The sequence below is a fragment of the Stenotrophomonas sp. YJH_SMC_10 genome, from assembly GCF_059371555.1.
Genome location: NZ_JCAFUS010000002.1, coordinates 17,989 through 42,069 on the forward strand (window position 1 = coordinate 17,989; position 24,081 = coordinate 42,069).

A 24,081-nucleotide genomic window follows, 5' to 3' on the forward strand; every position below is an offset into this window, starting at 1 on the left:
CAGGGCCCGCCGGTAAAGAGAATGCGTTTGCGAGGGGCAGGGGCGGGCGCTCAGCCCACCGAACCTTCCAGCGAGACTTCCAGCAGCTTCTTGGCTTCCACCGCGAACTCCATCGGCAGTTCGCGGAACACCTGCTTGCAGAAGCCATCGACGATCATCGACACCGCGTCTTCCTGGCTGATGCCACGGGCGCGGCAGTAGAACAGCTGGTCGTCGGAGATCTTGGAGGTGGTGGCCTCGTGCTCAACGGTGGCGCCCGGGTTCTTCACCTCGATGTAGGGGAAGGTGTGCGCGCCGCACTGCTTGCCGATCAGCAGCGAGTCGCACTGGGTGTAGTTGCGCGCGCCGTCGGCGTTGCGGTCCACCCGCACCAGGCCGCGGTAGGTGTTCTGGCCGCGGCCGGCGCTGATGCCCTTGCTGACGATCTTGCTCTTGGTGCGCTTGCCGACGTGGATCATCTTGGTGCCGGTGTCGGCCTGCTGGCGGTGGTGGGTCAGCGCCACCGAGTGGAACTCACCGACCGAGTCGTCGCCCAGCAGCACGCAGGACGGGTACTTCCAGGTGATCGCCGAACCGGTTTCGACCTGGGTCCAGGTGACCTTGCTGCGCGCGCCACGGCATTCGGCACGCTTGGTGACGAAGTTGTAGATGCCGCCGACGCCGTTCTCGTCGCCCGGGTACCAGTTCTGCACCGTGGAGTACTTGATCTCCGCATCTTCCAGCGCCACCAGCTCGACCACTGCGGCGTGCAGCTGGTTCTCGTCGCGCATCGGCGCGGTGCAGCCTTCCAGGTAGGACACGTAGGCCTTGTCCTCGCACACGATCAGGGTGCGCTCGAACTGGCCGGTGTGGCCGGCGTTGATGCGGAAGTAGGTGCTCAGCTCCATCGGGCAGCGCACGCCCTTGGGAATGAACACGAAGCTGCCATCGGAGAACACCGCCGAATTGAGCGCGGCGAAGTAGTTGTCACCGACCGGCACCACGGTGCCCAGGTACTGGCGCACCAGCTCCGGGTGTTCCTTGATCGCCTCGGACATCGAGCAGAAGATCACGCCCTTCTCGGCCAGTTCCTTGCGGAAGGTGGTGCCGACGGACACCGAGTCGAACACCGCATCCACCGCCACGCCGGCCAGCTTGGCGCGTTCGTGCAGTGGCACGCCCAGCTTGTCGTAGGTGTCGAGCAGTTCCTTCGGCACGTCGTCCAGCGAGGCGTACTTCGGGCCCTTCGGCGCGGAGTAGTAGCTCAGCGCCTGCAGGTCGATCGGCGCGATCTCCAGCTTGGCCCAGTCCGGCATCGGCAGGGTCAGGAAGTGGCGGTAGGCGTCCAGGCGCCACTGCGTCATCCACTCCGGCTCCTCCTTCTTGGCCGACAGGGCACGGATGGTGTCCTCGTCCAGGCCCGGGGGCAGGGAGTCCGATTCGATCTCGGTGATGAAGCCAGCCGAATACTTGCGGCCGAGCTGTTCGTGGATCTCGCGGTTGGGCGTGTCGTCGTGGGCGACGTTTTCGATGGTTTCGGTGGCCATGGGGGCTGCCTGTGGATCAGGAGACGACATCGACAGCGATGGTGCGGCGCTGTTCGTCATCGGCAAGGGGAAGAGGGGGCAGGATCTGGGCGAGGGTGACATCGCGCAGGGCCTCGGAGACCACGTCGTTGATCAGCCGCCAGCTGCTGCGCGCGCCGCACTTGGGCGCCATGCCGCACTGGTGGTGGTCGTGGCTGCATTCGGTCAGGGCCAGCGGCCCTTCCATTGCTTCGACCACCTCGAACAGCGAGATCTCGATGGCCGGGCGGGTCAGCCGGTAGCCACCACGGACGCCGCGCAGGCCTTCGACCAGGCCGGCCTGGGCCAGCGGCTTGAGGACCTTGCTGACGGTGGGCGGCTCCAGGCCGGTGAATTCGGCCAGCTCGGTGGCGCTGAGCACCTCGCCCGGACGGGCGGCGAGCACGGTCAGCACGACGGTGGCGTAATCGGTGAGCTTGGTGACGCGCAACATGGGGATGCGAGTGGTTCTTAAAGCGGACTGAAATTGTACGCTTTTATTCGCCACCATCCAACCCGGGCATTCAGCCGGCGCTGGGGCCGCGCCGGGAGGACACGCCGGGGCCGTTGCCGGGCCGCAATCCTGCGCCAACGGGGTGATTTTCGCAAATCACCCGGAATGGGCGAGAATCAAGGTTCCATCCGCTGCAAACAGCCCGTGCCGATGCCGAAGAAGATCCAAGCCCGCAAGTCCGCCATCCATGGCAACGGCGTGTTCGCCGTGGCCCCGATCAAGCAGGGCGAGCGCGTGATCCAGTACAAGGGCCTGCTGCGCAGCCACGGCGACGTTGATGCCGATGACAGCGGCGACGTCGAAAGCGGCCATACCTTCCTGTTCACCCTCAACGATGACTGGGTGATCGATGCCAACTACAAGGGCAACGACGCGCGCTGGATCAACCATAGCTGCGACCCGAACTGCGAGGCCGTGATCGAGGAAGACGAGGACGGCGACAGCCGCGGCGACAAGGTGTTCATCGAGGCGCTGCGCGACATCACGCCCGGCGAGGAACTGACCTACAACTACGGCATCACCCTGGCCGAGCGCCACACCGCCAAGCTGAAGAAGATCTGGGAGTGCCGCTGCGGCTCGCCCAAGTGCACCGGCACCATGCTGCAGCCCAAGCGCTGACCCTTCCGGCGGTGCCGACCGCTGGCCGGCACGGATGCTCTCCACCTGCCGTGCACGGCAGGGTCACCGCCATGCAAGGCAGGTTCGTCCACGCTGTGCGCTCCCCAACTGGAGCGCACCCATGGCAGAACGATTGAAGGGCAAGCAGATCGCCATCCTGGCCACCCACGGCTTCGAGCAGTCCGAGCTGACCGAGCCCAAGCGGCTGCTGGAAGCGGAGGGCGCGCGGGTCAGCGTGGTGTCGCCCGCGAAGGAAGCGACCATCAAGGGCTGGAAAGAGAAGAACTGGGGCGACGCTGTCGCGGTCGACATTCCGCTGGATGAGGCGGATCCGGCGAGCTTCGATGCCCTGGTGCTGCCCGGGGGCGTCATCAATCCGGACACGCTGCGTACCGATGATGCCGTGCTCGGTTTCATCCGCTCGGTGGATGAAGCCGGCAAGCCTGTGGCGGCGATCTGCCATGGCCCGTGGCTGCTGATCAACAGCGGCCTGGCCGATGGCCGCGAGCTGACCTCCTGGCCGTCCCTGCAGCAGGATCTGGCGAACGCGGGTGCGAAATGGCGCGATGCCGAGGTGGTGGTCGACGGCAACGTCATCACCAGCCGCAAGCCGGACGACATTCCGGCCTTCAGCGAGGCGGTGGTAAAAGCGCTTGCCGCCTGACGCGTACCGGTAGTGCCGGCCGCTGGCCGGCAGATGCAGTCACTGCGCTGCCGGCCAGCGGCCGGCACTACCTCATTGGCCCGGTAGGACCTTACTTGCCCAGTACGCCTGACGGCACCAGGTTGCCCAGGTTCTGGTTGAACGTGACCACCAGCTTGCCGTTCTTCACCTGGGCCGACTGCACCTGCAGGGCGCCGAGCACCCCGGCCACGGCCGGGTCCAGCTTGTAGATCGGCTCACGCTGGGCGTAGTCGCTCAGCCACGCGTTGAGCAGGCTGCGGGTACGCGAGTCGAGGCGGCCACCCTGGCTGGCCGGGGTGAAATCGTCCACGCTCGGTTGCTGCAGGTGGAAGCCCTGGGTCTGCGCGTCATAGCGCAGGCCGCTGCTGAGCTTGACCGTGCCCAGTTTGGCCGGACTGCCGCCGGCAGTGGCCAGCGCCACATCCATGCCCAGGTTCAACCGTTCGCCGGCCGGCAGGCTCAGCTGTGGGTGGCTCATGGTCAGCGCGATCAGGCCGCCGAGGGCGTCCTGGGTGCGCGGGAAGCTGCCGTCCAGGTACTGCTGCACATCGCTGGCGCCGACGGACAGTTCGCGGCCGGAGATGGAAGGGGCGGCCTGTGCGCCGATCGCCGCAGCGATCAGCACGGTGGAGGCCGCGAGGCGGGTCATCAGGGAACGCAGGCGCATGGCAGTGACCGGTGAGCAGGATGGAGTGGATCAAAGAGTAGCCGCGCAGGCTGAATCGCGCGTGCATGCTGCAGCAACGGTTCAGTCCAGCGTTGGGCGCAGTTGTGCCGAGTGGATCTGCCAGGCACTGCCATCGCTGCTGGGCTGCACGCGGTACCAGCCGCTGAAGCGGAAGGTGCCGTTGGCGGTGACCGCGCGGACCTGCACCGGCACCTCAAGCAGCTGCGGTGGCTGCCGATCATCGCGCGCGATCGGGGGATCGCTGTGCAGGCGCAGGGTGCGCAGGTCCTGCAGCTGCCGCAGCGCGGCGTCGTCGGCGCGCCGTGGATCGCCGGGCGGAATCGTCCAGGCGGCGTCACTGGCGGCGCGGTCGCGGTTGAGCAGTGCGGCGACGTAGCGGTTGAGCATCGTCGAAGGCGGCTCTGCGCCGTCGTCGACGGCAGCCAGCAGCGGGATGTCGCTTGCCTGCAGCGCCGGCGGCTGCGGGCCAAGCGCCGGGTCGGTGGCCGCAGTGGCCGCAACGTCCTCGGACGCGTGGGCGCGTTCGCCGGTTACCTCGGCGGCCGGGCGCGAGCAGCCCGGCAGCACCCAGGGGGCGATCAGTAGCGGGATGATCTGGAACAGGGCCCTGCGCATGCCTGCCTCCTCCCCGAGGCAACCGTGGCGCGGCAGTGTACCGATTGGGCGGGGATCAGCGCGAGGAGGGCAGCTGCTCCAGCGCGTCCAGCGCCGGCAGCACCCGGGCGGCGATGGCCGCCAATGCGTGGCCGTCGGTCCCGGCGTGGCGCTGCACGATGTCGCGCAGCAGCTGGGTGGCGATCACCAGCGTCGCGCGCTCGTCGCCGCTGATGCCGGCGGTACGCGGGGCCGCTTCCAGCAGGCGCATCAGGTCGCGGCTGGCGCGATGTTCCAGTTCGATGGTGCAGCGCCCGGTGCACTGCAGCCCGTCCTTTTCGATCGGGGTCACCGAGATCCGGTAGCGGGTGGAGGGGCTGGCCATGAGGATGTGCTCGCCGTAGCTGTGGAGGATGTGCCCACCATAGGCAAGGCCACGGCCGGCGGCGACGGCCACCGCTGCACGCAGTGTTCCACCCGGTACGTTCCAGCGCCTGCCGGGGCGGCGCCCGGCCAATGGCGACGGGCTTGAACGGGGATCGCCCAGCGTGCGGCAACGCTGTGTTGCGGATTGCTCCGGGGCGACGTCCCGCGCATGGCGCGGATTCCCCGCAGGGCACGCGCAAAAAAAAACGGGACGGCCAGAGCCGTCCCGTCGGAATCCGCGTCGGGCGCGCGCTTAGAGCGCGGCGTCCTTCAGCTTCTTCAGCGGACGCACCTTCAGCTTGGTGGTGGCCGGCTTGGCGGCGAACCACTGCTCTTCCTTGGTGAACGGGTTGATGCCCTTGCGCTTCGGCTTGGCCGGCACATTGACGGTGGTGATCTTCAGCAGGCCCGGCAGGGTGAAGGAGCCTGCGCCCTTCTTGTGCACGGAGGAGGCGACGGCACTTTCCAGCGAGGCCAGCACAGCGCGGACGTCCTTGGCGACGACGCCGGAGGCTTCAGCGATGTGTGCAACCAGGCCGGACTTGGTCAGCACTTCCTTGATCGGCTTCGGAGCGGCCGGCTTGGCGGCTGCCTTCGTCGCGACTTTCTTCACTGCCTTCTTCGGGGCAGCCTTCTTAGCGGTCTTTGCCATGGTTTCCTGTTCCGTGAACGGTTGGTTGTTTGGTCGGCGCCGAACCCCGTCGGCAAGCGCAATGTAGGGCAACTCCGGGGCGCCGCCAATAGCCCGAAGCGCGGAAAGTGCATGTTTTTTCATATCCAGGCCGGTTCAGTACATGGCCGGCGGTGGGGATGGGGGCGTAGTGGCGCGCGCGGTGAGCGGCCCCTGTCCATCGAGCGGATGCGCGAAACCACTGAAAACAAGGGAAAAATGCGCTCCGGGCTGGCGAGGAAGTGTCCACGTGCGGGTGCGGGGACGACGTCCGGCCTGCGGCGGAGCGACGCAGGGCTAACGCGTGGCATGCGAGGGTGACCGTTCATCACCGCCACGCAGGAGCAGCACAATGGGAATCTCGCGACACGCCACCGCGCACTGGGAAGGCGATCTGAAGTCGGGCAAGGGAGCGTTGAGCACGCCGCAGAGCGGGCTGCTGGACAAGACCCGCTACGGCTTCAACAGCCGTTTTGGCGACGAAAAGGGCACCAATCCGGAAGAGCTGATCGCCGCCGCGCACGCGGGCTGCTTCACCATGGCGCTGTCGGCCAAGCTGGGCGAAGCCGGCTTCACCCCGACCTCGCTGGACACCGAGGCGAAGGTCGACCTGTCGCTGGAAGGCGGCCCGCAGCTGTCGCAGATCCGGCTGAAAGTGAAAGCGGTGGTGCCCGGCATCGACGCGACGCAGTTCCGCGCCATTGCCGATGACGCCAAGCAGAACTGCCCGGTATCCAAGGCGCTCAGTGCGGTGCCGATCAGCCTGGAAGCCGAACTGGGCTGAGCCGAGGTAGTGCCGGTCGCTGGCCGGCAATCGCATGATGCCGAGATCCATGTAGCAGCCGGCCAGCGTTATGGCGGCCTTCCTGGCCGCCACCCTCCGGGCCGTCGCGTCCGACGTTGGCAGTGGCTCGTGCCGCTGCCTTCGGCTCTACCACCCGCCAGCGCGATCACCAATCAAGGGTGCCGGTAATCACCGTCTGCACCTGGCCGCCCGACCAGACCTCGCCGTCCTCATCGACCCGCAGGGTCAGGCGCGCATCGTGGCCGACCTCGCGGCCCTGGCTGACTTCGAACGGTGCACGGCCGTGGGGCAGGGCCTGGCGCAGGTCCAGCCACGCGGCCAGCACTGCATTGGCAGCACCCGAGGCGGCGTCCTCGAAGCGCCGGCCATTGCCGACGAAGGCACGCACGGCCAGGTCGAATCCCTCGCGGCCATCGCTGAAGGCATAGGCGAACACGCCCATGCTGTCGGTGGACTCGGCCAGCGCCGCCACCGCGTCCCAGTCCGGGTGCAGAGCGCGCAACGCCGCTTCATTGGCCACCTGCACCAGCCACCAGCTGCGTCCGCCCTGCATCCGCGCCGGCGGCAGCGTGCCCAGCGGCCAGTCCTTCAGCGCCGCCTGCAGGCGCGGGTCGGTGGCCTCGGCGATCTCCGCCAGCTGCGCGCGCGGGGTGCGGATGGCGATGCGCTGCTGCGTGCCCTCGCCGCTGACGCGCAGGGGCAGGGCGCCGGCAATGCCGTCCTGCACCAGCACGCCATCCACGGCTTTGGCCAAGCCTGCCTGCAGCACCGCATGCGCCGTGCCGACGCTGGGGTGGCCGGCGAACGGCACTTCCTTCTGCGGGCTGAACATGCGCAGCCGGTAGCTGGCACCGGCGGCCTGCGGCGGGAACACGAAGGTGGTTTCGGGCAGGCGCGTCCAACGCGCGATGGCCTGCATGCTGGCGTCGTCCAGGCCCTCGGCATCGAGTACCACGGCCAGCGGATTGCCGGCACCGGCGCGCGGGGAGAACACATCCAGCTGCAGGAAACGGCGGGTGGTCATCGGGGAGGAACTCCAGTAAACAGGTGGCATAGCGTAGCGCGGGGCACCAAATAGGGGACGGAGGGAATTAAGTCGCTTTTGCCCCATGTGCCATAAGCGACTTAATTCCCTCCGTCCCCTTTTTTTGTGCGTCCCCTTTTTTTCGTGCGCTACCAGCGGACGCGGCCGTCGATGACCGGCTGCACCTGGCCGCCGATCCAGACCGTGCCCTGCGCATCCACCTCGACGTGTACGCGGCCATCGCGGCCGACTTCGCGGCCCTGGCTGGCAATGTAGCGGCCCTCGACGCCGGGCAGGGCATTGCGCTGACGCAGCCAGGCGCCGATCAGCGCGTTGGCGCTGCCGGTGACCGGATCTTCCGGCACGCTGGCGGCATCGGCCGGGCAGAATGCGCGCACCACGCGGGCGTGGCCGCTGCCGGCCTCGTCGGCGAACACCGCCACGCCGGTGGCGTCGGTGGCCAGGCTCCAGTCGCGCAGGGCAGTCATGTCCGGTGCCAGCCCGCGCACGGCAGCGGCGTCGCGCAGCGGCAGCAGCCACCAGCGTGCGCCGTTGTCCCAGAGTTCGGGGACGTGCCCGCGGGCGGCCAGTGCCAGCAGTGCTTCAGGTGCCCCCTCTGCGGCCGTCGGCAGCTGCCGCGCCGGCGGGCTAGCCAGCTGGATTTCCAGTGCCCCGGCCGGGCCGCTCACCCGCACCGGCAACAGTCCCGCCGCGCATTGCTGCAGCAGGGCGCCATCACGCGGTCGGGCCAGCTCGCAGGTCACCGCCGCCCAGGCCGCGCCGACGCTCGGGTGGCCGGCGAACGCCAGCTCGCGGGTCGGGGTGAAGATGCGGATGTGGTAGTCGGCGCCGGGCACGCTGGGGCGCAGGAAGAACACGGTCTCGGACAGGTTCAGCCAGGCGGCCAGGGCCTGCATCTGGCTGCCGGAGAGCGCGTCGGCGTCCAGGATGGCGCCCAGCGGATTGCCGGTGCCGGGGCGGGGGGCGAAGACATCGAGCTGCAGGTAACGAAGGACGGCCATCTACGGGGGTATTGCGCTTAGAATCAAAGGTTCCGCCCCCAAGGGCGGCTTCCCCACATTCTACATAGCCAATCCATGTCAGCTTCCCCCCTTGTCGATCGTTGGATCGTACTGAAGTTCGGCGGCACCTCGGTGTCGCGTCGTCACCGCTGGGACACGATCGGGAAGCTGGCAAAAAAACGCGCGGAAGAGACCGGCTCGCGCGTGCTGGTGGTGGTGTCGGCGCTGTCCGGTGTCACCAACGAACTGACCGCGATTGCCGATGGTGCGCCCGACAGCCGGGACCGGGTGGCAGCGCTGGTCGAACGCCATGAAGGCTTCCTGGCCGAGCTGGGCCTGGGCCGCGAGGTGCTGGCCGAGCGTTTGGCGGCGCTGCAGGGCCTGCTCGACGATGCGCGCGCGGCCACCCGTCCGCTCGCTTGGCAGGCCGAAGTGCTGGGCCAGGGTGAGCTGCTGTCGTCGACCCTGGGCGCGGCCTACCTGCACGCCTCGGGCCTGGACATGGGCTGGATGGACGCGCGCCAGTGGCTGGACGCGATGCCGCCGCAGCCGAACCAGAGCGAGTGGTCGCAGCGACTGTCGGTGAACTGCCAGTGGCGTGCCGATGCGGAGTGGATGCAGCGCTTCCGCGCGCAGCCGACCCGCCTGCTGATCACCCAGGGCTTCATTTCGCGGCATGCCGACGGCGGTACCGCCATTCTCGGCCGCGGTGGCTCGGATACCTCGGCGGCGTACTTCGGCGCACTGCTCGGCGCCAGCCGCGTGGAGATCTGGACCGATGTGCCGGGCATGTTCAGTGCCAACCCCAAGGATGTGCCCGATGCGCGCCTGCTGACCCGGCTGGACTATTACGAGGCGCAGGAAATCGCCACCACCGGCGCCAAGGTGCTGCATCCGCGCTCGATCAAGCCGTGCCGCGACGCCGGCGTGCCGATGGCCATCCTCGATACCGAGCGCCCGGAACTGCCGGGCACCAGCATCGACGGCAGCGCCGCTCCAGTGCCCGGGGTAAAGGCGATCAGCCGCCGCAACGGCATCGTGCTGGTGTCGATGGAAGGCATCGGCATGTGGCAGCAGGTCGGCTTCCTGGCCGATGTGTTCAACCTGTTCAAGAAGCACGGCCTGTCGGTGGACCTGATCGGTTCGGCCGAAACCAACGTCACCGTGTCGCTGGACCCGTCCGAGAACCTGGTCAACACCGATGTGCTGGCCGCCTTGTCGGCCGACCTGTCGCAGATCTGCAAGGTGAAGGTGATCGTGCCGTGCGCGGCGATCACCCTGGTCGGCCGTGGCATGCGTTCGCTGCTGCACAAGCTGTCGGACGTGTGGGCCACGTTCGGCCGCGAACGCGTGCACATGATTTCTCAATCGTCCAACGACCTGAACCTGACCTTCGTCATCGACGAGGCCGATGCCGATGGCCTGCTGCCGATCCTGCATGCCGAGCTGATCGACAGCGGTGCGATGCCGGTGGAAGAAACCGAAGTGTTCGGCCCGCGCTGGCGCGAGATTGCCGGCACCGTGCGCCCGCGCGGCACGCCGTGGTGGCGCGGCCAGCGTGCGCATCTGCTGCAGCTGGCCGATGCCGGTACGCCGCGCTACGTCTACCACCTGCCGACGGTGCGCGCCCGCGCCCGCGCGCTGGCCGCGATCAAGCCGATCGACCAGCGCTACTACGCGATCAAGGCCAACAGCCACCCGGCCATCCTGCAGCTGCTGGAAGCGGAGGGCTTCGGCCTGGAGTGCGTGTCGCACGGCGAGCTCAAGCATGTGTTCCAGCACCTGCCGGAGCTGTCGCCGCGGCGCGTGCTGTTCACTCCCAGCTTCTGCCCGCGCAGCGAGTACGAGGCGGCGTTCGCCCTGGGCGTGACCGTGACCGTCGACAACGTGGAAGCGCTGCAGCGCTGGCCGGACCTGTTCCGCAACCGCGAGCTGTGGCTGCGCGTCGACCTGGGCCGGGGCGAAGGCCACCATGCCAAGGTCCGCACCGGCGGCAAGGATTCCAAGTTCGGCCTGCCGATCGCCCGCGTGGACGAGTTCGTGCGCGCGGCCACCGAGCTGGGCAGCCGCGTGGTCGGCCTGCATGCACACCTGGGCAGTGGCGTGGAAACCGCGCAGCACTGGCGCCTGATGTGCGATGAGCTGGCCGGTTTCGCCCGCCGCATCGGCAGCGTGCAGACCATCGACATCGGTGGCGGCCTGCCGATTCCGTACAGCGACGAAGACGAGCCGTTCGACCTGGACGCCTGGGCCGAGGGCCTGGCCGAGGTCAAGGCGCTGCACCCGGCATTCCGCCTGGCGATCGAGCCGGGTCGCTACCTGGTGGCCGAATCGGGCGTGCTGCTGACCCATGCCACCCAGGTGGTGGAGAAGGACGGCGTGCGCCGCGTGGGCCTGGATGCCGGCATGAACACGTTGATGCGCCCGGCGCTGTACGACGCCTGGCATGACATCGAGAACCTCAGCCGGCAGGGGGGGTATGCCGAAGCGGCGTTCGATGTGGTCGGGCCGATCTGCGAATCCAGCGATGTGTTCGGCAAGCGCCGCAAGCTGCCGGTGTCCACTGCGCCGGACGACGTGATGCTGATCGCCGATGCCGGTGCCTACGGCTATGTGATGGCCAACACCTACAACCAGCGGGCGATGCCGCGCGAAGACGTGATCGAGTGATTGCCTTCCGCACCCTGCACCCGCCCACCGACACGTCCCGCGCGCATGCGCGGGCCTGTGCCTGACCGGATACACCATGACTGCTTTCGACAAACACCAGGTTTCCCGCTTCCGCTTCGTCCGCTGCGACTTCGCTGCGGATACCGGCGTGGCCCGGCTGGTCTACGCCTTCGATGACGGCCCGGAGATGGTGGAGACCATCACCGTGCCCGGCGCCCCGTTCGTGCTGGACCCGGCGCGTGCGGCAGCGGTGCAGCGCGCGCTGCAGCTGCTGCACCTGATCGCCGGCGTCAGCTACTACAAGGCCGGCGTACCGGATACGGTCAGCATCGACAGCTACAGCATCGATGCCGATACCGCCGCGCTGGTGGAGACCATTTACCTCAACGGCCTGGGCGAATTCGCCTACCGCAACGGCCTGAACCTGCGCGGCCGCTTCCGGTTGCCGGTGCAGGGCGAGGCCGTGCAGGCGCCGGCGCTGGGCCTGCAGCCGCACGCGCTGGTGGCCATCGGCGGCGGCAAGGATTCGCTGGTCAGCATCGAAGCGCTGCGCCGTGCCGGCGTGGACGAGACGGTGACCTGGATCGGTGGCTCGCAGCTGATCCGTGCGTGCGCCGAGCGCACCGGCCTGCCGACATTGAACCTGGGCCGCACGCTGGCACCGGAGCTGTTCGAGCTGAACCGCCAGGGCGCCTGGAACGGCCATATCCCGGTGACGGTGGTGAACTCGGCGATCATGGTGCTGGCCGCGTTGCTGCACGGCGTGGACCAGGTCGTGTTCTCCAACGAGCGCTCGGCCAGCTACGGCAGCCAGATTCCAGGCACCGGCGAAGTGAATCACCAGTGGTCCAAGGGCTGGGCCTGCGAGCAGGCGTTCGGCAGCCATGTGCAGAAGTACGTGGCGGCGGACCTGCAGTACTACTCGCTGCTGCGGCCGATGTCCGAGCTGGCGGTGGCCCGCCAGTTCGCCAAGAGTGACTTCTACGACGCGCATTTCTCCAGCTGCAACCGCAACTTCCACATCCTCGGCGAGCGCCCGGTGAACCGCTGGTGCGGCGTCTGCCCGAAGTGCCATTTCGTGTTCCTGGCGCTGGCCCCGTTCATGCCCAAGACGCGCCTGGTGCGCATCTTTGGCCGCAACCTGCTGGACGATGCCGAGCAGGCCGGTGGCTTCGATGCGCTGCTGGAATTCCAGGACCACAAGCCGTTCGAGTGCGTGGGCGAAGGCCGCGAATCGCGTGCGGCAATGGCGACGCTGGCGCAGCGCCCGGAGTGGAAGGAAGACGTGCTGGTGAAGCGCTTCTGCAATGAGATCCAGCCGCAGCTGGATGCCGCCGAACTGGAACTGGCACCGCTGCTGCAGCTGCAGGGCGAGCACCGTGTTCCGGCCGCGCTGTGGGAACGGGTGCGTGAAGATTTCGAAGCTTGAGGGAAAGCGCGTTGCGCTGTGGGGATGGGGCCGTGAGGGCCGTGCCGCGTTTGCGGTGCTGCGCGCGCGCCTGCCCACGCTGGCATTGAGCCTGTTCTGCCCGGCGTCCGAGGTCGAAGCGGCGCGTGCGGAAACGCAGGGTGCGCTGGACGTTCGCGGTGAGCCGTCGGCCGAGGCGCTGGCGGCGTTCGACGTGGTGATCAAATCGCCCGGCATCAGTCCCTACCAGCCGATCGCGCTGCAAGCAGTGGCGCAGGGCACCACCTTCATCGGTGGCACCGCGCTGTGGTTTGCCGAGCATGCAGGTGCTGATGGCATCGTGCGCGACACCGTGTGCGTGACCGGTACCAAGGGCAAGAGCACCACTACCGCGCTGGTCGCGCACCTGCTGCGCGCGGCCGGCCACCGCACCGGCCTGGTCGGCAACATCGGCCTGCCGCTGCTGGAAGTGCTGGATCCACAGCCCGCGCCCGAGTACTGGGCGGTGGAGTTGTCCAGCTACCAGACCGGTGAGGTGGCACGCAGTGGCGCCCATCCGCAGGTGGCGGTGGTGCTGAACCTGTTCCCGGAACACCTGGACTGGCACGGCAGCGAACAGCGTTACATCGAGGACAAGCTGCGGCTGGTGACGGAAGCCGCACCTCGCATCGCCGTGCTCAATGCCGCCGATCCGCACCTGGCTGCGCTGTCGCTGCCCGAGAGTGAGGTGGTCTGGTTCAACCAGCCGCAGGGCTGGCATATGCGCGGCGACATCGTGCATCGCGGCGAACAGGCCGTGTTCGATACCCGCAACACACCGCTGCCGGGCCGCCACAACCGCGGCAACCTGTGCGCGGTGCTGGCCGCGCTGGAGGCACTGGGCCTGGACGCGGCGGCGCTGGCACCGGCGGTGCAGGATTTCCGCCCGCTGCCGAACCGCCTGCAGCGCATCGGCGTGGCGAATGGCCTGACCTACGTCAACGATTCGATCAGCACCACGCCGCATGCCAGCCTGGCCGCGCTGGAGTGCTTCGCCGGGCAGCGCATCGCGCTGCTGGTGGGCGGGCATGACCGTGGCCTGGACTGGACCGATTTCATGCAGCACATGGCGCACGATGTGCCGCCGGTGGAGATCGTGACCATGGGCAGCAACGGCCCGCGCATCCACGCGATGCTGCAGCCGCTGGCCGATGCCGGTCACTTCGGCCTGCACGCGGCGGGCGATCTTGCCGAGGCGATGGCGCTGGCACGTACCGCGCTGGGCGAGCAGGGCGGGGTCGTGCTGCTGTCGCCGGGCGCGCCGAGCTTCGGGGCCTACCGCGACTACGTGGCGCGCGGACGTCATTTCGCCGCGCTGGCTGGATTCGATCCGGACAGCATCAGCGCGATTCCGGGGCTGGGTATCGCTTGAAGGTAGTGCCGGCCGCTGGCCGGCAACCTCCGGAGAAACTCATCCACGCATGGCGTGGATCTACTGTAGAGCCGAGCCCATGCTCGGCTGGATTTCAGTAGTCCTGATCGATGAACGCGTAATCGCCGTCAATCAGCTGCTCCAGGTAGGCGTCGAAGCTGGGCGCGATCACCGCGTAGCTGTCCGGATCGTGCAGGTAGCGCACCACTTGGCCGACCGTACCGCCCGGTGCGGGATCGAAATCCAGGTGCAGCATCGAGGTGCCGCCATTGTTCATGCAGTGCGAGAAGCACAGCCGGCGGCTCATCGGCAGATCGGCGTCGATGCCCTTGCCGAGGATCTCCGGCTCGTCATCCAGCCATTCTTCATAGATGGAACGGATGCTGTCGTCCCACTGCCGCTGGTCCTCGAAGATCTGCGCGACCGAGCGCAGGTAGTACGGATAGCCGCCGTCCTCAACGTCAGAGCCGAGCATCAGCACGCAGACCTCGCCGCCGGGGTACTCGCGGAAGTGGGTGCCATCCACGCGCGACAGCAGTTCCACCAGGCTGTCCGGCACCTGCGGCCACTGCACGCGCAGGCGCTGCAGGTCTTCGGCGCTGGCGCCCCGGACGTGGACCCATTGCGAGGCGTCGTCAGCAGGCAGGCGCGGGATCAGGCCAGACAGAAAGCGGTCAACAACGTTCATGCGGAAAAAAGGGGACGGAGGGAATTAAGTCGTATCCAACCACACCTGCGTCACGTCGCCAATGCAGAATGCGACGCGGGAGGGGCAAATGCGGCTTAATCCCCTCCGTCCCCTTTTTCTTGCGGAGCAGGCGCATGAATCGTTGGCGATGCGGTGTTGCGGTGATGCTGGGGCTGGCGGCGATGCCGGCGTGGGCGGCAATGAAGACCCAGCCGGTGGAGTGGAAACACCAGGGCACGACCTTCAGTGGCGTGCTGGTCTATGACGATGGCGAGCACGGGAAGCGTCCGGGCCTGGTGATGGTGCCGAACTGGAAGGGTGTGAACGAGTCGGCCATCGAGAAGGCCAAGCAGCTGGCCGGCGACGACTACGTGGTGCTGGTGGCCGATGTCTACGGCAAGGGCGTGCGGCCGAAGACCGATGCCGAGGCCGGGCCGGTGGCGACCAAGCTGCGCAACGACCGGCCGCTGCTGCGCGCACGTGCGCTGGAAGCGGTGAACGTGCTCAAGGCCCAGGCCGGCAAGGTGCCGCTGGATGCCGGCCGGATCGGTGCGGTGGGCTTCTGTTTCGGCGGTACCACCGTGCTTGAACTGGCTCGCGCCGGTGCGCCATTGGCCGGTGTGGTCAGCCTGCACGGCGGGCTGGGTTCGCCGCTGCCGGCGCAGGCCGGTGGCAGCCACCCGTCGGTGCTGGTGCTCAACGGCGCCGAGGACAAGAGCGTGACCGCCGAGGACATCGCTGGTTTCCAGAAGGAAATGGATGCGGCCAAGGTCGATTGGGAGTTCACCAACTACAGCGGTGCGGTGCACTGCTTCGCCGAGCGCGATGCCAACAGCCCGCCGGGGTGCCAGTACAACGAGCGGGCGGCGAAGCGCGCGTGGAAGGCGCTGGATGAATTCTTCGAGGAACGTTTCGAGAAACGCTGATCGGTGCAGCGGTAGTGCCGGCCGCTGGCCGGCATTCCCGTGGCATCGGCAGCCTCAGGAGGTTGCCGGCCAGCGGCCGGCACTACAATGCGGTCGATGCGAGGGGTCGGCACGGAAACATCAATGCGAGCGCTGCACCGCGTAGCGTGCCAGGCCGCGCAGGGCGGCCACGGCATCGTTGTCGCCCAGGCCATCGAGCGCGCGCTCGGCGGCCTCGGCATATTCCTCGGCACGCGCGCGGCTGTACTCCAGGCCGCCGGTAGCACGGATCGCGGCCAGCACTTCCGGCATCGCCGAGGCGTCGCCGTCCTGCACGATGGTGCGCAGGCGTTCGCGGGTAGCGGCGTCGGAGTGGGCCATCGCGTGGATCAGCGGCAGCGTGGCCTTGCCCTCGGCGAGGTCGTCGCCCAGGTTCTTGCCCAGCTCCTCTGCGTTGGCCGAGTAGTCCAGCACGTCGTCGGCAATCTGGAACGCATAGCCCAGGTGCATGCCGTAGTCGAACAGGGCCTGCTGGGTCGCCTCATCCACGCCGCTGGCCAGCGCGCCCAGGCGGGTGCCGGCGGCGAACAGCACCGCGGTCTTGCGCTCGATCACGCGCAGGTAGGCGGCCTCGTCGGTATCCGGGTTGTGCACGTGCAGCAGCTGCAGCACTTCACCCTCGGCGATGCGGTTGGTGGCATCGGCCAGGATCTGCATCACCGGCATGCGCTCCAGCTCGACCATCAACTGGAAGCTGCGCGAGTACAGGAAGTCGCCGACCAGCACGCTGGGCGCGTTGCCCCACAGCGCGTTGGCGGTGCTGCGGCCGCGGCGCAGGCTGGATTCGTCCACCACGTCGTCGTGCAGCAGGGTCGAGGTATGGATGAACTCGATGATCGCCGCCAGCTGGTGGTGCTCCGGCCCGGCCTGGCCGACCGCATGGCCGGCCAGCATCACCAGCATCGGGCGCAGGCGCTTGCCGCCGGCGGAAATGATGTGGTCGGCGATCTGGTTGATCAGCACGACGTCCGAGGACAGCCGGCGCCGGATCAGGGCGTCGACGGCGGCCATGTCGGCCGCGGCAAGCGACTGGATCTGGGGCAGGCCCAGGGCGGGACGGGTGTCTTCGGTGATGGTCATGCGATCAGGCTTTCAGGCTCACCACTGATTATAGGCGCTGGCCGTGAATTCGGGCGCAAACCGGCCCGCGCGGCAATTCCAGCCCGGCCTGCGCGGCCCTCCGCGTGAATACGTATGCAGGTTGCGCCATGCCCGGGAGCCCGCCGCTAAGCTTGCCGGATCAGGATTTCGGCCCGCTGCCGGCGGGTCCCGCATGCCCGGAGGGGGGCTGTCGATGTCGCACTATCCATGGTGGCGCGGAGCCGTCATCTATCAGATCTACCCGCGCAGTTACCTCGATGCCAACGGCGATGGCGTGGGCGATCTGCCCGGCATCATCCAGCGCCTGGACCACATTGCCGCGCTGGGCGTGGATGCGATCTGGATCTCGCCGTTCTTCAGGTCGCCGATGGCCGACTTCGGCTACGACATCGCCGATTACCGCGACGTTGATCCGCTGTTCGGCAGCCTGGACGACTTCGACCGCCTGTTGGCCAAGGCCCACGGCCTGGGCCTGAAGGTGATGATCGACCAGGTGCTGAGCCACACCTCGATCGAGCATGCCTGGTTCCGCGAGAGCCGCCAGGACCGCAGCAACCCGAAGGCCGACTGGTACGTCTGGGCCGACCCGCGCGAGGACGGCACGCCCCCCAACAACTGGCTGTCGCTGTTCGGCGGCTGCGCCTGGCAGTGGGAGCCGCGCCGTGAGCAGTACTACCTGCACAACTTCCTGGTCGACCAGCCGGACCTGAACTTCCATCACCCGGACGTGCAGCAGGCCACCCTGGACAACGTGCGCTTCTGGCTCGACCGCGGTGTGGATGGCTTCCGCCTGGATGCGATCAACTTCTGCTTCCACGACGCACAGCTGCGCGACAACCCGGCCAAGCCCGCCGACAAGCGGGTGGGCCGCGGCTTCAGCCCGGACAACCCGTACGCCTACCAGTACCACTACTACAACAACACCCAGCCGGAGAACCTGCCGTTCCTGGAGCGCCTGCGCGCACTGCTCGACCAGTATCCGGGGGCGGTCAGCCTGGGCGAGATCTCCTCGGAGGATTCACTGGCGACCACGGCCGAGTACACCCGCGATGGCCGCCTGCACATGGGCTACAGCTTCGAGCTGCTGGTGGACGACTACAGCGCCGCTTACATCCGCGATACGGTCTCGCGTCTGGAAGCGGCAATGACCGAAGGCTGGCCGTGCTGGGCGGTGTCCAACCACGATGTGGAGCGCGCGGTCAGCCGCTGGGGCGGCCACCCCGCCGACCCGCGCCTGGCGCGGATGCTGGTGGCGATGCTGTGCTCGCTGCGCGGTTCGGTCTGCCTGTACCAGGGCGAGGAGCTGGGCCTGGCCGAGGCCGAGGTGCCGTTCGAGGCCCTGCAGGATCCCTATGGCATCACCTTCTGGCCGAATTTCAAGGGCCGTGACGGCTGCCGTACCCCGCTGCCGTGGACCGATGCACCGCTGGCCGGCTTCACCACCGGCCAGCCCTGGCTGCCGATCCCGGCCGAACACCGGGCCGCGGCGGTCGCCGTGCAGGAGCGCGACCCGCATTCGGTGCTGGCGGCGTTCCGCGCGTTTCTGGGCTGGCGGCATACCCAGCCGGCCCTCCTGCACGGCAGCATCAGATTTCTTGAAAGCGCCGAGCCTGTGCTGCTGTTCGAGCGTATGCTTGCAGATGAAACCCTCCTGCTGGCCTTCAACCTGTCGGCCGAGGCGGTGAGCCATCCGCTGCCGCCGGGTAACTGGCAGCAGGTGGCGGTGCCGGGTCCGGATGCGGGCACGGTGCGGGGCAATGAACTCCAGCTGCCGCCGCGCGCGGTGTATTGCGCCCGACGCAGCTGACCGTTTTCTCCGGTGGCGGTACTTGCGGGGACGGGGCCGAAGTGCCCCGTCCCTTTTTTGTGGGTGGGGTTCCGGCGAAAGGCATCCGCGCAGAAGAAAACCCGCTGCCTGCGCAGCGGGTTTCCGGTCCTGCTCCCTTTGTGTTGCCGGCCAGCGGCCGGCGCTACCGTGTCCGAGCTGCCGGCCAGCGGCCGGCACTACCGGGTCCGGGCTGCCGGGCAGGGCCCGGCGCTACCTCAGAACTTGTAGTTCACGCCCAGCATGTAGGTGCGGCCCCACTCGATGTACTCCAGCGGGCGGTCCTTGCTGCCGGCGTAGGTGCGGTACGGCTCATTGGTCAGGTTGCTGCCCTGCAGTAGCAGGGTGAGACCGCGCAGGGTGCTGCTGTCGCTGAAGGTGTAGCTGATCTGCGCGTCGGTCACGTTCTCGCCGACCACGTAGCGCAGGCTGCGGTTGCCGTTGAAGTTGCCGATCTCGCCGATGAAGTCCGAACGGCGGCGCTGGCTGACGCGTGCTTCAAAGCCACTGCGCTCGTAGTAGGCGGTGAAGTTGTACACGCGCTTGGACAGCCCCGGCAGGCTGATCGGATCGCTGCCGACGCTGGACGCGCTTTCCGGGTCCAGGATGGTGATGTCGCTCTTGTTGAAGGTCGCGCTGGCCTGCAGGCCGAAGCCACGCAGGTTGTCGGTCAGCATGTCCAGCGGGAACGATGCGGTCAGCTCCAGGCCCTTCAGCGTGCCGCCCTTGCCGTTCTGCGGTGCGGAGAAGGTGCCGGTGGTCAGCACCGGCACGGTCATGCCCGGCGGCGGTACGTAGCTGCCCAGCAGCGCGGTGAAGTCGTAGTTGTCGACCGACTGCGTGTAGACGTAGCTCTTCAGGTCCTTGTAGAAGATCGCGGCGGCCACGTAGGCCTTCTCGCCGAAGTACTTCTCGTAGGACAGGTCCAGTGCGGTGGCGCGCCACGGATCCAGCAACGGGTTGCCGCCACTGCCGCCGGGGCGGCCGGTGGCGGTATCCACGCCGAACTCCAGGCCGGCACGCATCTGGTCCACGCGCGGCCGCGCAACCTGCTTGGCGGCGGCGAAACGCAGGGTCTGCTGGTGCGGGAACATGAAGGCCAGGTTCAGGCTCGGCAGCCAGTCATTGTAGGTGCGGCCGTTCGAGTACGGCTGCACGTTGTTGCCGGCCGACTGCGAGCTGTCCCAGTAGCGCGAATCCGAGCTCTGGTCGGTGTGCTGCATCTGCACGCCGATGTTGCCGCGCACGCCGACTTCGCCGATGTCGGTGTTGATGTTCAGGCGCGCCCAGGCGGTGGTGATCTTCTCCTGCACCGTCCACGACTTGGGAATCAGGTAGTCCAGGTTGTCGACCGGGTTGAAGGTCATGTAGCGGCCGACCGCGGCCGGCACGTTCCAGGCCGGGATGGTGCCGAGGCCGGCGAAGCCGAGGTTGACCGGGCGGTACTGCAGGTCCGAGGCGATGTTGGCATCGCCCTGCGCACCGAGCAGGATGTTGCCCTCGGACTGGGTCTTCACCTTGCGGCGGTCGGCGTAGTTCACGCCGATGTCGATGTCCGGCGCCCAGGAGGCGATGGCATCGGGCAGGGCGATGGTGGCGGCCAGCTTGCCACCCTTCAGGCGGTCTTCCACCTGCGGCACCTTGCCATAGCCGGAACCGTAGATGGTGTTGGTCAGGAACAACGCATCGGGATTGGAGTAGTTCAGGCCCGGGCGGATCTGCGAGAAGCCATCCTGGCGGATCGTCACGCCGATCGTGTCCAGCTGTGGCATCGGGGTCAGCTGCAGGTTGTTTTCCAGGTTCAGCTCATCGCGCGTGGCCTTGGAGTAGTTCAGGTCGGCGACCAGCTTGACGCCACCGAAGTTGAACTCGTTGTTCCAGCCAAACGCATCGATCTTGTCCTTGCGCTTGTTGTACATGCCACGCACCAGCGGATACACGCCGCTGGCGGTGCCGCCGGTGAACGAGCCGTTGGCGTTGATCTGCGGGTTGCTGATCAACAGGCCCGGCGTATAGCCGCCGTTGTAGTTGCTCAGGTTGAGCTCGAACTGGTTGGCGGTGTCGATCTGCTCGGCTTCGGTGTGGAACGCATCGAAGGTGCTGGTCCAGCTGTTGTTCGGGCGGAACTGGATGGTGGCCATCACGCCGTCACGCTTGTTGTTGCCGGTGCGGCGCAGCGCCTTGATGCCATCGGAGAAGTAGGTGCCGGCACCCACGCCCGGGCGGTCGCCCTTGTCGGTGTGCTCGGTGGTCCACGGCTCGTACAGGCCGACCTGGTTCTCCTGGATCGGCATGTCGCTGTGCGCGTAGCCGATGGCGATGCCAAGCGTCTTGTCCAGGAACTGGTCGATGTAGCTGGCGCTGAAGCGGTTGCCGTACGGATCGGTGTTGGCGGCGCGGCCCAGCGAGCTCTTCTGGTAGCGGCCACTGACCGCGATCACGCGCTCGCCGAAGCTGAGCGGGCGCGCCGTCTGCATGTCGATGGTGCCCGACAGGCCCTGGCCGACCAGCGCCGCATCCGGGGTCTTGTACACGGTCACGCCGTTGACCAGTTCGGACGGGTACTGGTCGAACTCGACGCCGCGGTTGTCGCCGGTGCTGACCACTTCGCGGCCATTGAGCAGGGTGGTGGCGAAGTCCGGCGACAGGCCGCGCACGCTGATCACCTGCGCACGTCCGGCGACGCGCTGTGCGGCCAGGCCGGGCAGGCGCGAGATGGACTCGGCGATGCTGACGTCGGGCAGCTTGCCGATGTCTTCGGCGGAAATCGCCTCGACCACCGAGGTGGCGTCCTGCTTGACCGCGATCGCGCTCTCGATGCCGCGGCGGATGCCGGTGACCTGCACCGTATCGAGGTTGGTGGCGGCGGTGCCGGCCGGCGTGGTGGTGTTTTGCGTGGACTGTGCCGACGCCAGTGTCGGCGCCAGGACAACGGCCAGCGCGATGCTCAGCGCGCTGCGCTTGTGGTTCAACATTTTCCCCTCCCAGGCAATGTTGCAGATCGATTTGTGAGCGTTCCGGCGGGGCCGTGAACGTGCGACGCGGTGGCCGCTGTCGTCGCCGCTATGGTAGGCAGCGCATTCTTCGCGGGAATCACCCTGCATACGTATTCAATGGCGTCTGCAGGGATGTAATCGCTTTCAGGTGCTGCTTGCGGTAGTGCCGGCCGCCGGCCGGCAATCGCACTCACCGGGTTGTCAGCCGGCAGCCGGCACTACCCGGGCGTTCAAAGCGGTGTGAAGCGAATGGCCTGCCCGCCACCCGGCGCCAGCACCAACGTCAGCAGGTCGGCGCTGGTCACCTCGCGGATTTCGCGGGTGAATGCGAATGGGTTGCTGCGGAAATCCGCGCCCTCGCCATCGCGGTAGATCTCGGCGCGATAGCGCACGCCTGGCTCCAGGAAGCCCAGCGAGACCGGCAACACGCGGCCGTGTTCATCCGTGATGCTGCCGAGGAACCAGTCGCGGCTGTTGCGGTCGCGGCGCACGATCGTCACGTAGTCGCCCACTTCGCCATCGAGCACGCGGCTCTGCTCCCAGTCCACCGCCACGTCCTCGATGAAACGGAACGCCTCGCGGTGCTGCAGGTAGTGTTCGGGCAGGTCGGCGGCCATCTGGATCGGGCTGTACAGCACCACGTACAGCGCCAGCTGCCGCGCCAGCGTGCTGGGGATGGCCTGGCCGTGGTGGCCCTTCAGGCTGAGGATGCCGGGGGTGTAGTCCATCGGCCCGGCCAGCATGCGGGTGAACACCAGGTTGACCTCGTGCTCGGGCGGGTTCGGCGGCTGGCCCCAGGCGTTGTACTCCATGCCGCGCGCGCCTTCGCGCGAGATCCAGTTCGGGTAGGTGCGGCGCAGGCCGGTGTCCTTGATCGGTTCATGCGGGTTCACCGACAGGTGCCGGCGCGCCGCCTCCTGCACCACCTTCAGGTGATGGCGGGCCATGAACTGACCGTCGTGCCACTCGCGCCACAGCGGTCCCCCCGCAGGATTGCGACGATCGACCTGGCCGTCGTCGCACACATAGCCGGTCTTGAACTGGTCCACGCCCAGCCGTGCATACAGGTCCAGCGCGGCACCCAGCTGGTCCTCGTAGTGCTCGATGGCGCAGCCGGTTTCATGGTGGCCGATCAGGTGCACGCCCTTCTTCAGGCCATACGCCGACAGCGCTTCAATGTCGAAATCAGGCGTGGCGCGGGTGAAATCGAAGTCGTAGCCATTGCCCACCCACATGCCATCCCAGCCCGGATTCCAGCCTTCCACCAGCACGCCGCGGAAGCCGTGCGCGGCCGCGAAGTCGATCACCTTCTTCGTCTTGGCGGTGGTGGCCGCGTGTTTCGGCCCGGTCGCCCAGCTCTCGTTGTCCAGGTGCATCGACCACCACACGCCGAGGTACTTGGCCGGCTTCACCCAGCTCACATCACCCAGCGCATTGGGTTCGTTGAGATTGAGGATCAGGTCCGATTCGACCAGGCCGCCGGCGCGGTCGGCGATCTGCAGCGTGCGCCAGGGCGTGGCGAAGGGCAGGGTGCGGCGCACCTTCCAGCCTTCGGCCGAGGGCGAAAGCTGCGCGCGCAGGCGTTGTCCCTCGGTCCGGCGCAGCCACATGCCGGCATAGTCCACCAGCGCCGCTTCGTGGATCGCCACGTGCAGGCCGTCGCGACTGCGCAGGGTCATCGGCGTATGCACCAGCGGCACTTCGCGCAGCGGCGTGCGCTGGTACAGGTATTCGTAGTGGATCGGCTCGCCGGCGGGAATCCACCAGGCGGTTGATTCGGGCGCGATGGCGAACTCGGTCAGTTCGTCATCGATGATGGCCTCGCGCAGGTTCGGTTGTTCAGGGAACACATAGCGGAAGCCAAGGCCATCATCGTAGACGCGGAACACCACATCCAGCCGCCGCTTGCTGCCGGTGGTTTCGGCGAGCTGTACGGTCAGCTCGTTGAAGTGGTTGCGGGTGAGCCGGCGTTCGCCCCATGGCTGTTCCCAGGTGTCATCGACGCTGCGCCGCTGCTGGCCCAGCAGGGCGAAATCGCGGTCCAGGCGGCCGTCGCGCAGGGCAAAGCCGAGCTTCGAATCCTCCACCACGGTGTCGCCCAGGCGCTCGACACGGTAGCGGGCGGTGCCGCCATCCAGCAGCAGACTGACCTTCAATACCTTGCCCGGCGATTCGACGCTGGCCACCTGTGGCGCGGCCTGTGCCAGCGTGGCCCACCCGATCAGGGCCAGGCCGAGCATGTGCGCGAACACCGCGCGTACAGCAGTGGATGACATCGGCAGTTCCCCTCCCAAGGCGCCGTTGGCAGACCCGGACCATAAGCCAGCGCGGCGGGCGCGCCACCGCGCGATGCCATGAATACGTATGCAACTGGACGCAGCTGACAGCCCCGCGTCTACCATGGGGCCAGGGCACCTTGAGGGAGGG

General features: G+C 67.7%; 20 protein-coding genes. 8 read left to right on the top strand and 12 right to left on the bottom strand.

Going from position 1 to position 24,081, the window contains the following annotated elements; genetic code table 11:
• Window positions 1-50: 50 nt before the first annotated feature.
• Together sufB and AC5P9C_RS03425 are read right to left on the bottom strand one after the other, a co-directional pair.
• Window positions 51-1,526: a Fe-S cluster assembly protein SufB gene (gene sufB, locus AC5P9C_RS03420; RefSeq protein ID WP_057494207.1), complete on the bottom strand. Its 1,476-nt coding sequence runs from the start codon at window positions 1,524-1,526 to the stop codon at window positions 51-53.
• Window positions 1,527-1,542: 16 nt separating this feature from the next.
• Window positions 1,543-1,998, bottom strand: a complete 456-nt coding sequence (locus AC5P9C_RS03425; protein WP_005408436.1) for an SUF system Fe-S cluster assembly regulator — start codon at window positions 1,996-1,998, stop codon at window positions 1,543-1,545.
• A gap of 210 nt (window positions 1,999-2,208) precedes the next feature.
• On the opposite strand from AC5P9C_RS03425, the gene AC5P9C_RS03430 reads away from it, so the two are divergent.
• Complete coding sequence (locus AC5P9C_RS03430; RefSeq protein ID WP_049467412.1) at window positions 2,209-2,676, top strand: SET domain-containing protein; 468 nt, start codon at window positions 2,209-2,211, stop codon at window positions 2,674-2,676.
• A 121-nt stretch (window positions 2,677-2,797) separates the two neighbouring features.
• Window positions 2,798-3,340: a type 1 glutamine amidotransferase domain-containing protein gene (locus AC5P9C_RS03435; protein ID WP_414615264.1), complete on the top strand. Its 543-nt coding sequence runs from the start codon at window positions 2,798-2,800 to the stop codon at window positions 3,338-3,340.
• A gap of 91 nt (window positions 3,341-3,431) precedes the next feature.
• On the opposite strand, the gene AC5P9C_RS03440 is transcribed toward AC5P9C_RS03435, so the two are convergent.
• From AC5P9C_RS03440 to AC5P9C_RS03455, 4 genes are all read right to left on the bottom strand, one after another.
• Window positions 3,432-4,028 (bottom strand): YceB family lipoprotein, encoded by a 597-nt coding sequence (locus AC5P9C_RS03440; RefSeq protein WP_343543890.1) that lies wholly within the window; start codon window positions 4,026-4,028, stop codon window positions 3,432-3,434.
• Window positions 4,029-4,109: 81 nt separating this feature from the next.
• Window positions 4,110-4,664, bottom strand: coding sequence for a hypothetical protein (locus AC5P9C_RS03445; protein WP_103283279.1), 555 nt, complete (start codon window positions 4,662-4,664; stop codon window positions 4,110-4,112).
• A gap of 55 nt (window positions 4,665-4,719) precedes the next feature.
• Entirely contained in the window at window positions 4,720-5,028 is a 309-nt protein-coding gene (locus AC5P9C_RS03450) for a DUF3861 family protein (protein WP_312558850.1), read from the bottom strand.
• Between the two features lie 294 nt (window positions 5,029-5,322).
• Window positions 5,323-5,721, bottom strand: a complete 399-nt coding sequence (locus tag AC5P9C_RS03455; protein ID WP_005408442.1) for an HU family DNA-binding protein — start codon at window positions 5,719-5,721, stop codon at window positions 5,323-5,325.
• A gap of 370 nt (window positions 5,722-6,091) precedes the next feature.
• Here AC5P9C_RS03455 and AC5P9C_RS03460 point away from each other — a divergent pair, with 370 nt between their 5' ends.
• Window positions 6,092-6,523: an OsmC family protein gene (locus AC5P9C_RS03460; RefSeq protein WP_053462396.1), complete on the top strand. Its 432-nt coding sequence runs from the start codon at window positions 6,092-6,094 to the stop codon at window positions 6,521-6,523.
• A 166-nt stretch (window positions 6,524-6,689) separates the two neighbouring features.
• Here the strand turns inward: AC5P9C_RS03460 and AC5P9C_RS03465 are convergent, their stop codons facing one another.
• A complete protein-coding gene (locus AC5P9C_RS03465; protein WP_312558848.1) occupies window positions 6,690-7,568 on the bottom strand; it encodes a PhzF family phenazine biosynthesis protein in 879 nt (292 codons plus the stop codon).
• A gap of 149 nt (window positions 7,569-7,717) precedes the next feature.
• Window positions 7,718-8,590: a PhzF family phenazine biosynthesis protein gene (locus tag AC5P9C_RS03470; RefSeq protein ID WP_074726568.1), complete on the bottom strand. Its 873-nt coding sequence runs from the start codon at window positions 8,588-8,590 to the stop codon at window positions 7,718-7,720.
• 75 nt (window positions 8,591-8,665) lie between these two features.
• Between AC5P9C_RS03470 and AC5P9C_RS03475 the strand changes: the two genes are divergently transcribed.
• The 3 genes from AC5P9C_RS03475 to murD all read left to right on the top strand — a co-directional run bounded on the left by AC5P9C_RS03475 (window position 8,666) and on the right by murD (window position 14,079).
• Window positions 8,666-11,260 (top strand): bifunctional aspartate kinase/diaminopimelate decarboxylase, encoded by a 2,595-nt coding sequence (locus AC5P9C_RS03475; protein WP_164688142.1) that lies wholly within the window; start codon window positions 8,666-8,668, stop codon window positions 11,258-11,260.
• Between the two features lie 76 nt (window positions 11,261-11,336).
• Window positions 11,337-12,689, top strand: coding sequence for a UDP-N-acetyl-alpha-D-muramoyl-L-alanyl-L-glutamate epimerase (murL, locus tag AC5P9C_RS03480; RefSeq protein ID WP_053462399.1), 1,353 nt, complete (start codon window positions 11,337-11,339; stop codon window positions 12,687-12,689).
• Complete coding sequence (murD, locus tag AC5P9C_RS03485; protein ID WP_329849962.1) at window positions 12,670-14,079, top strand: UDP-N-acetylmuramoyl-L-alanine--D-glutamate ligase; 1,410 nt, start codon at window positions 12,670-12,672, stop codon at window positions 14,077-14,079. The genes murL and murD overlap by 20 nt, the downstream gene beginning before the upstream one ends.
• A gap of 94 nt (window positions 14,080-14,173) precedes the next feature.
• On the opposite strand, the gene AC5P9C_RS03490 is transcribed toward murD, so the two are convergent.
• Window positions 14,174-14,767 carry an SMI1/KNR4 family protein gene (locus tag AC5P9C_RS03490; RefSeq protein ID WP_414615265.1) on the bottom strand — a complete coding sequence of 198 codons (594 nt, stop codon included), beginning with the start codon at window positions 14,765-14,767 and terminating at the stop codon, window positions 14,174-14,176.
• 134 nt (window positions 14,768-14,901) lie between these two features.
• Between AC5P9C_RS03490 and AC5P9C_RS03495 the strand changes: the two genes are divergently transcribed.
• Window positions 14,902-15,693, top strand: coding sequence for a dienelactone hydrolase family protein (locus tag AC5P9C_RS03495; protein ID WP_401736272.1), 792 nt, complete (start codon window positions 14,902-14,904; stop codon window positions 15,691-15,693).
• A 120-nt stretch (window positions 15,694-15,813) separates the two neighbouring features.
• On the opposite strand, the gene AC5P9C_RS03500 is transcribed toward AC5P9C_RS03495, so the two are convergent.
• A complete protein-coding gene (locus AC5P9C_RS03500) occupies window positions 15,814-16,812 on the bottom strand; it encodes a polyprenyl synthetase family protein (RefSeq protein ID WP_049467389.1) in 999 nt (332 codons plus the stop codon).
• Window positions 16,813-17,026: 214 nt separating this feature from the next.
• Here AC5P9C_RS03500 and AC5P9C_RS03505 point away from each other — a divergent pair, with 214 nt between their 5' ends.
• Complete coding sequence (locus AC5P9C_RS03505; protein WP_088476198.1) at window positions 17,027-18,640, top strand: alpha-glucosidase family protein; 1,614 nt, start codon at window positions 17,027-17,029, stop codon at window positions 18,638-18,640.
• 236 nt (window positions 18,641-18,876) lie between these two features.
• Here the strand turns inward: AC5P9C_RS03505 and AC5P9C_RS03510 are convergent, their stop codons facing one another.
• Entirely contained in the window at window positions 18,877-21,633 is a 2,757-nt protein-coding gene (locus AC5P9C_RS03510) for a TonB-dependent receptor (protein ID WP_057494194.1), read from the bottom strand.
• Window positions 21,634-21,884: 251 nt separating this feature from the next.
• Complete coding sequence (locus tag AC5P9C_RS03515) at window positions 21,885-23,936, bottom strand: glycoside hydrolase family 97 protein (protein WP_414615221.1); 2,052 nt, start codon at window positions 23,934-23,936, stop codon at window positions 21,885-21,887.
• Window positions 23,937-24,081 lie beyond the last annotated feature (145 nt).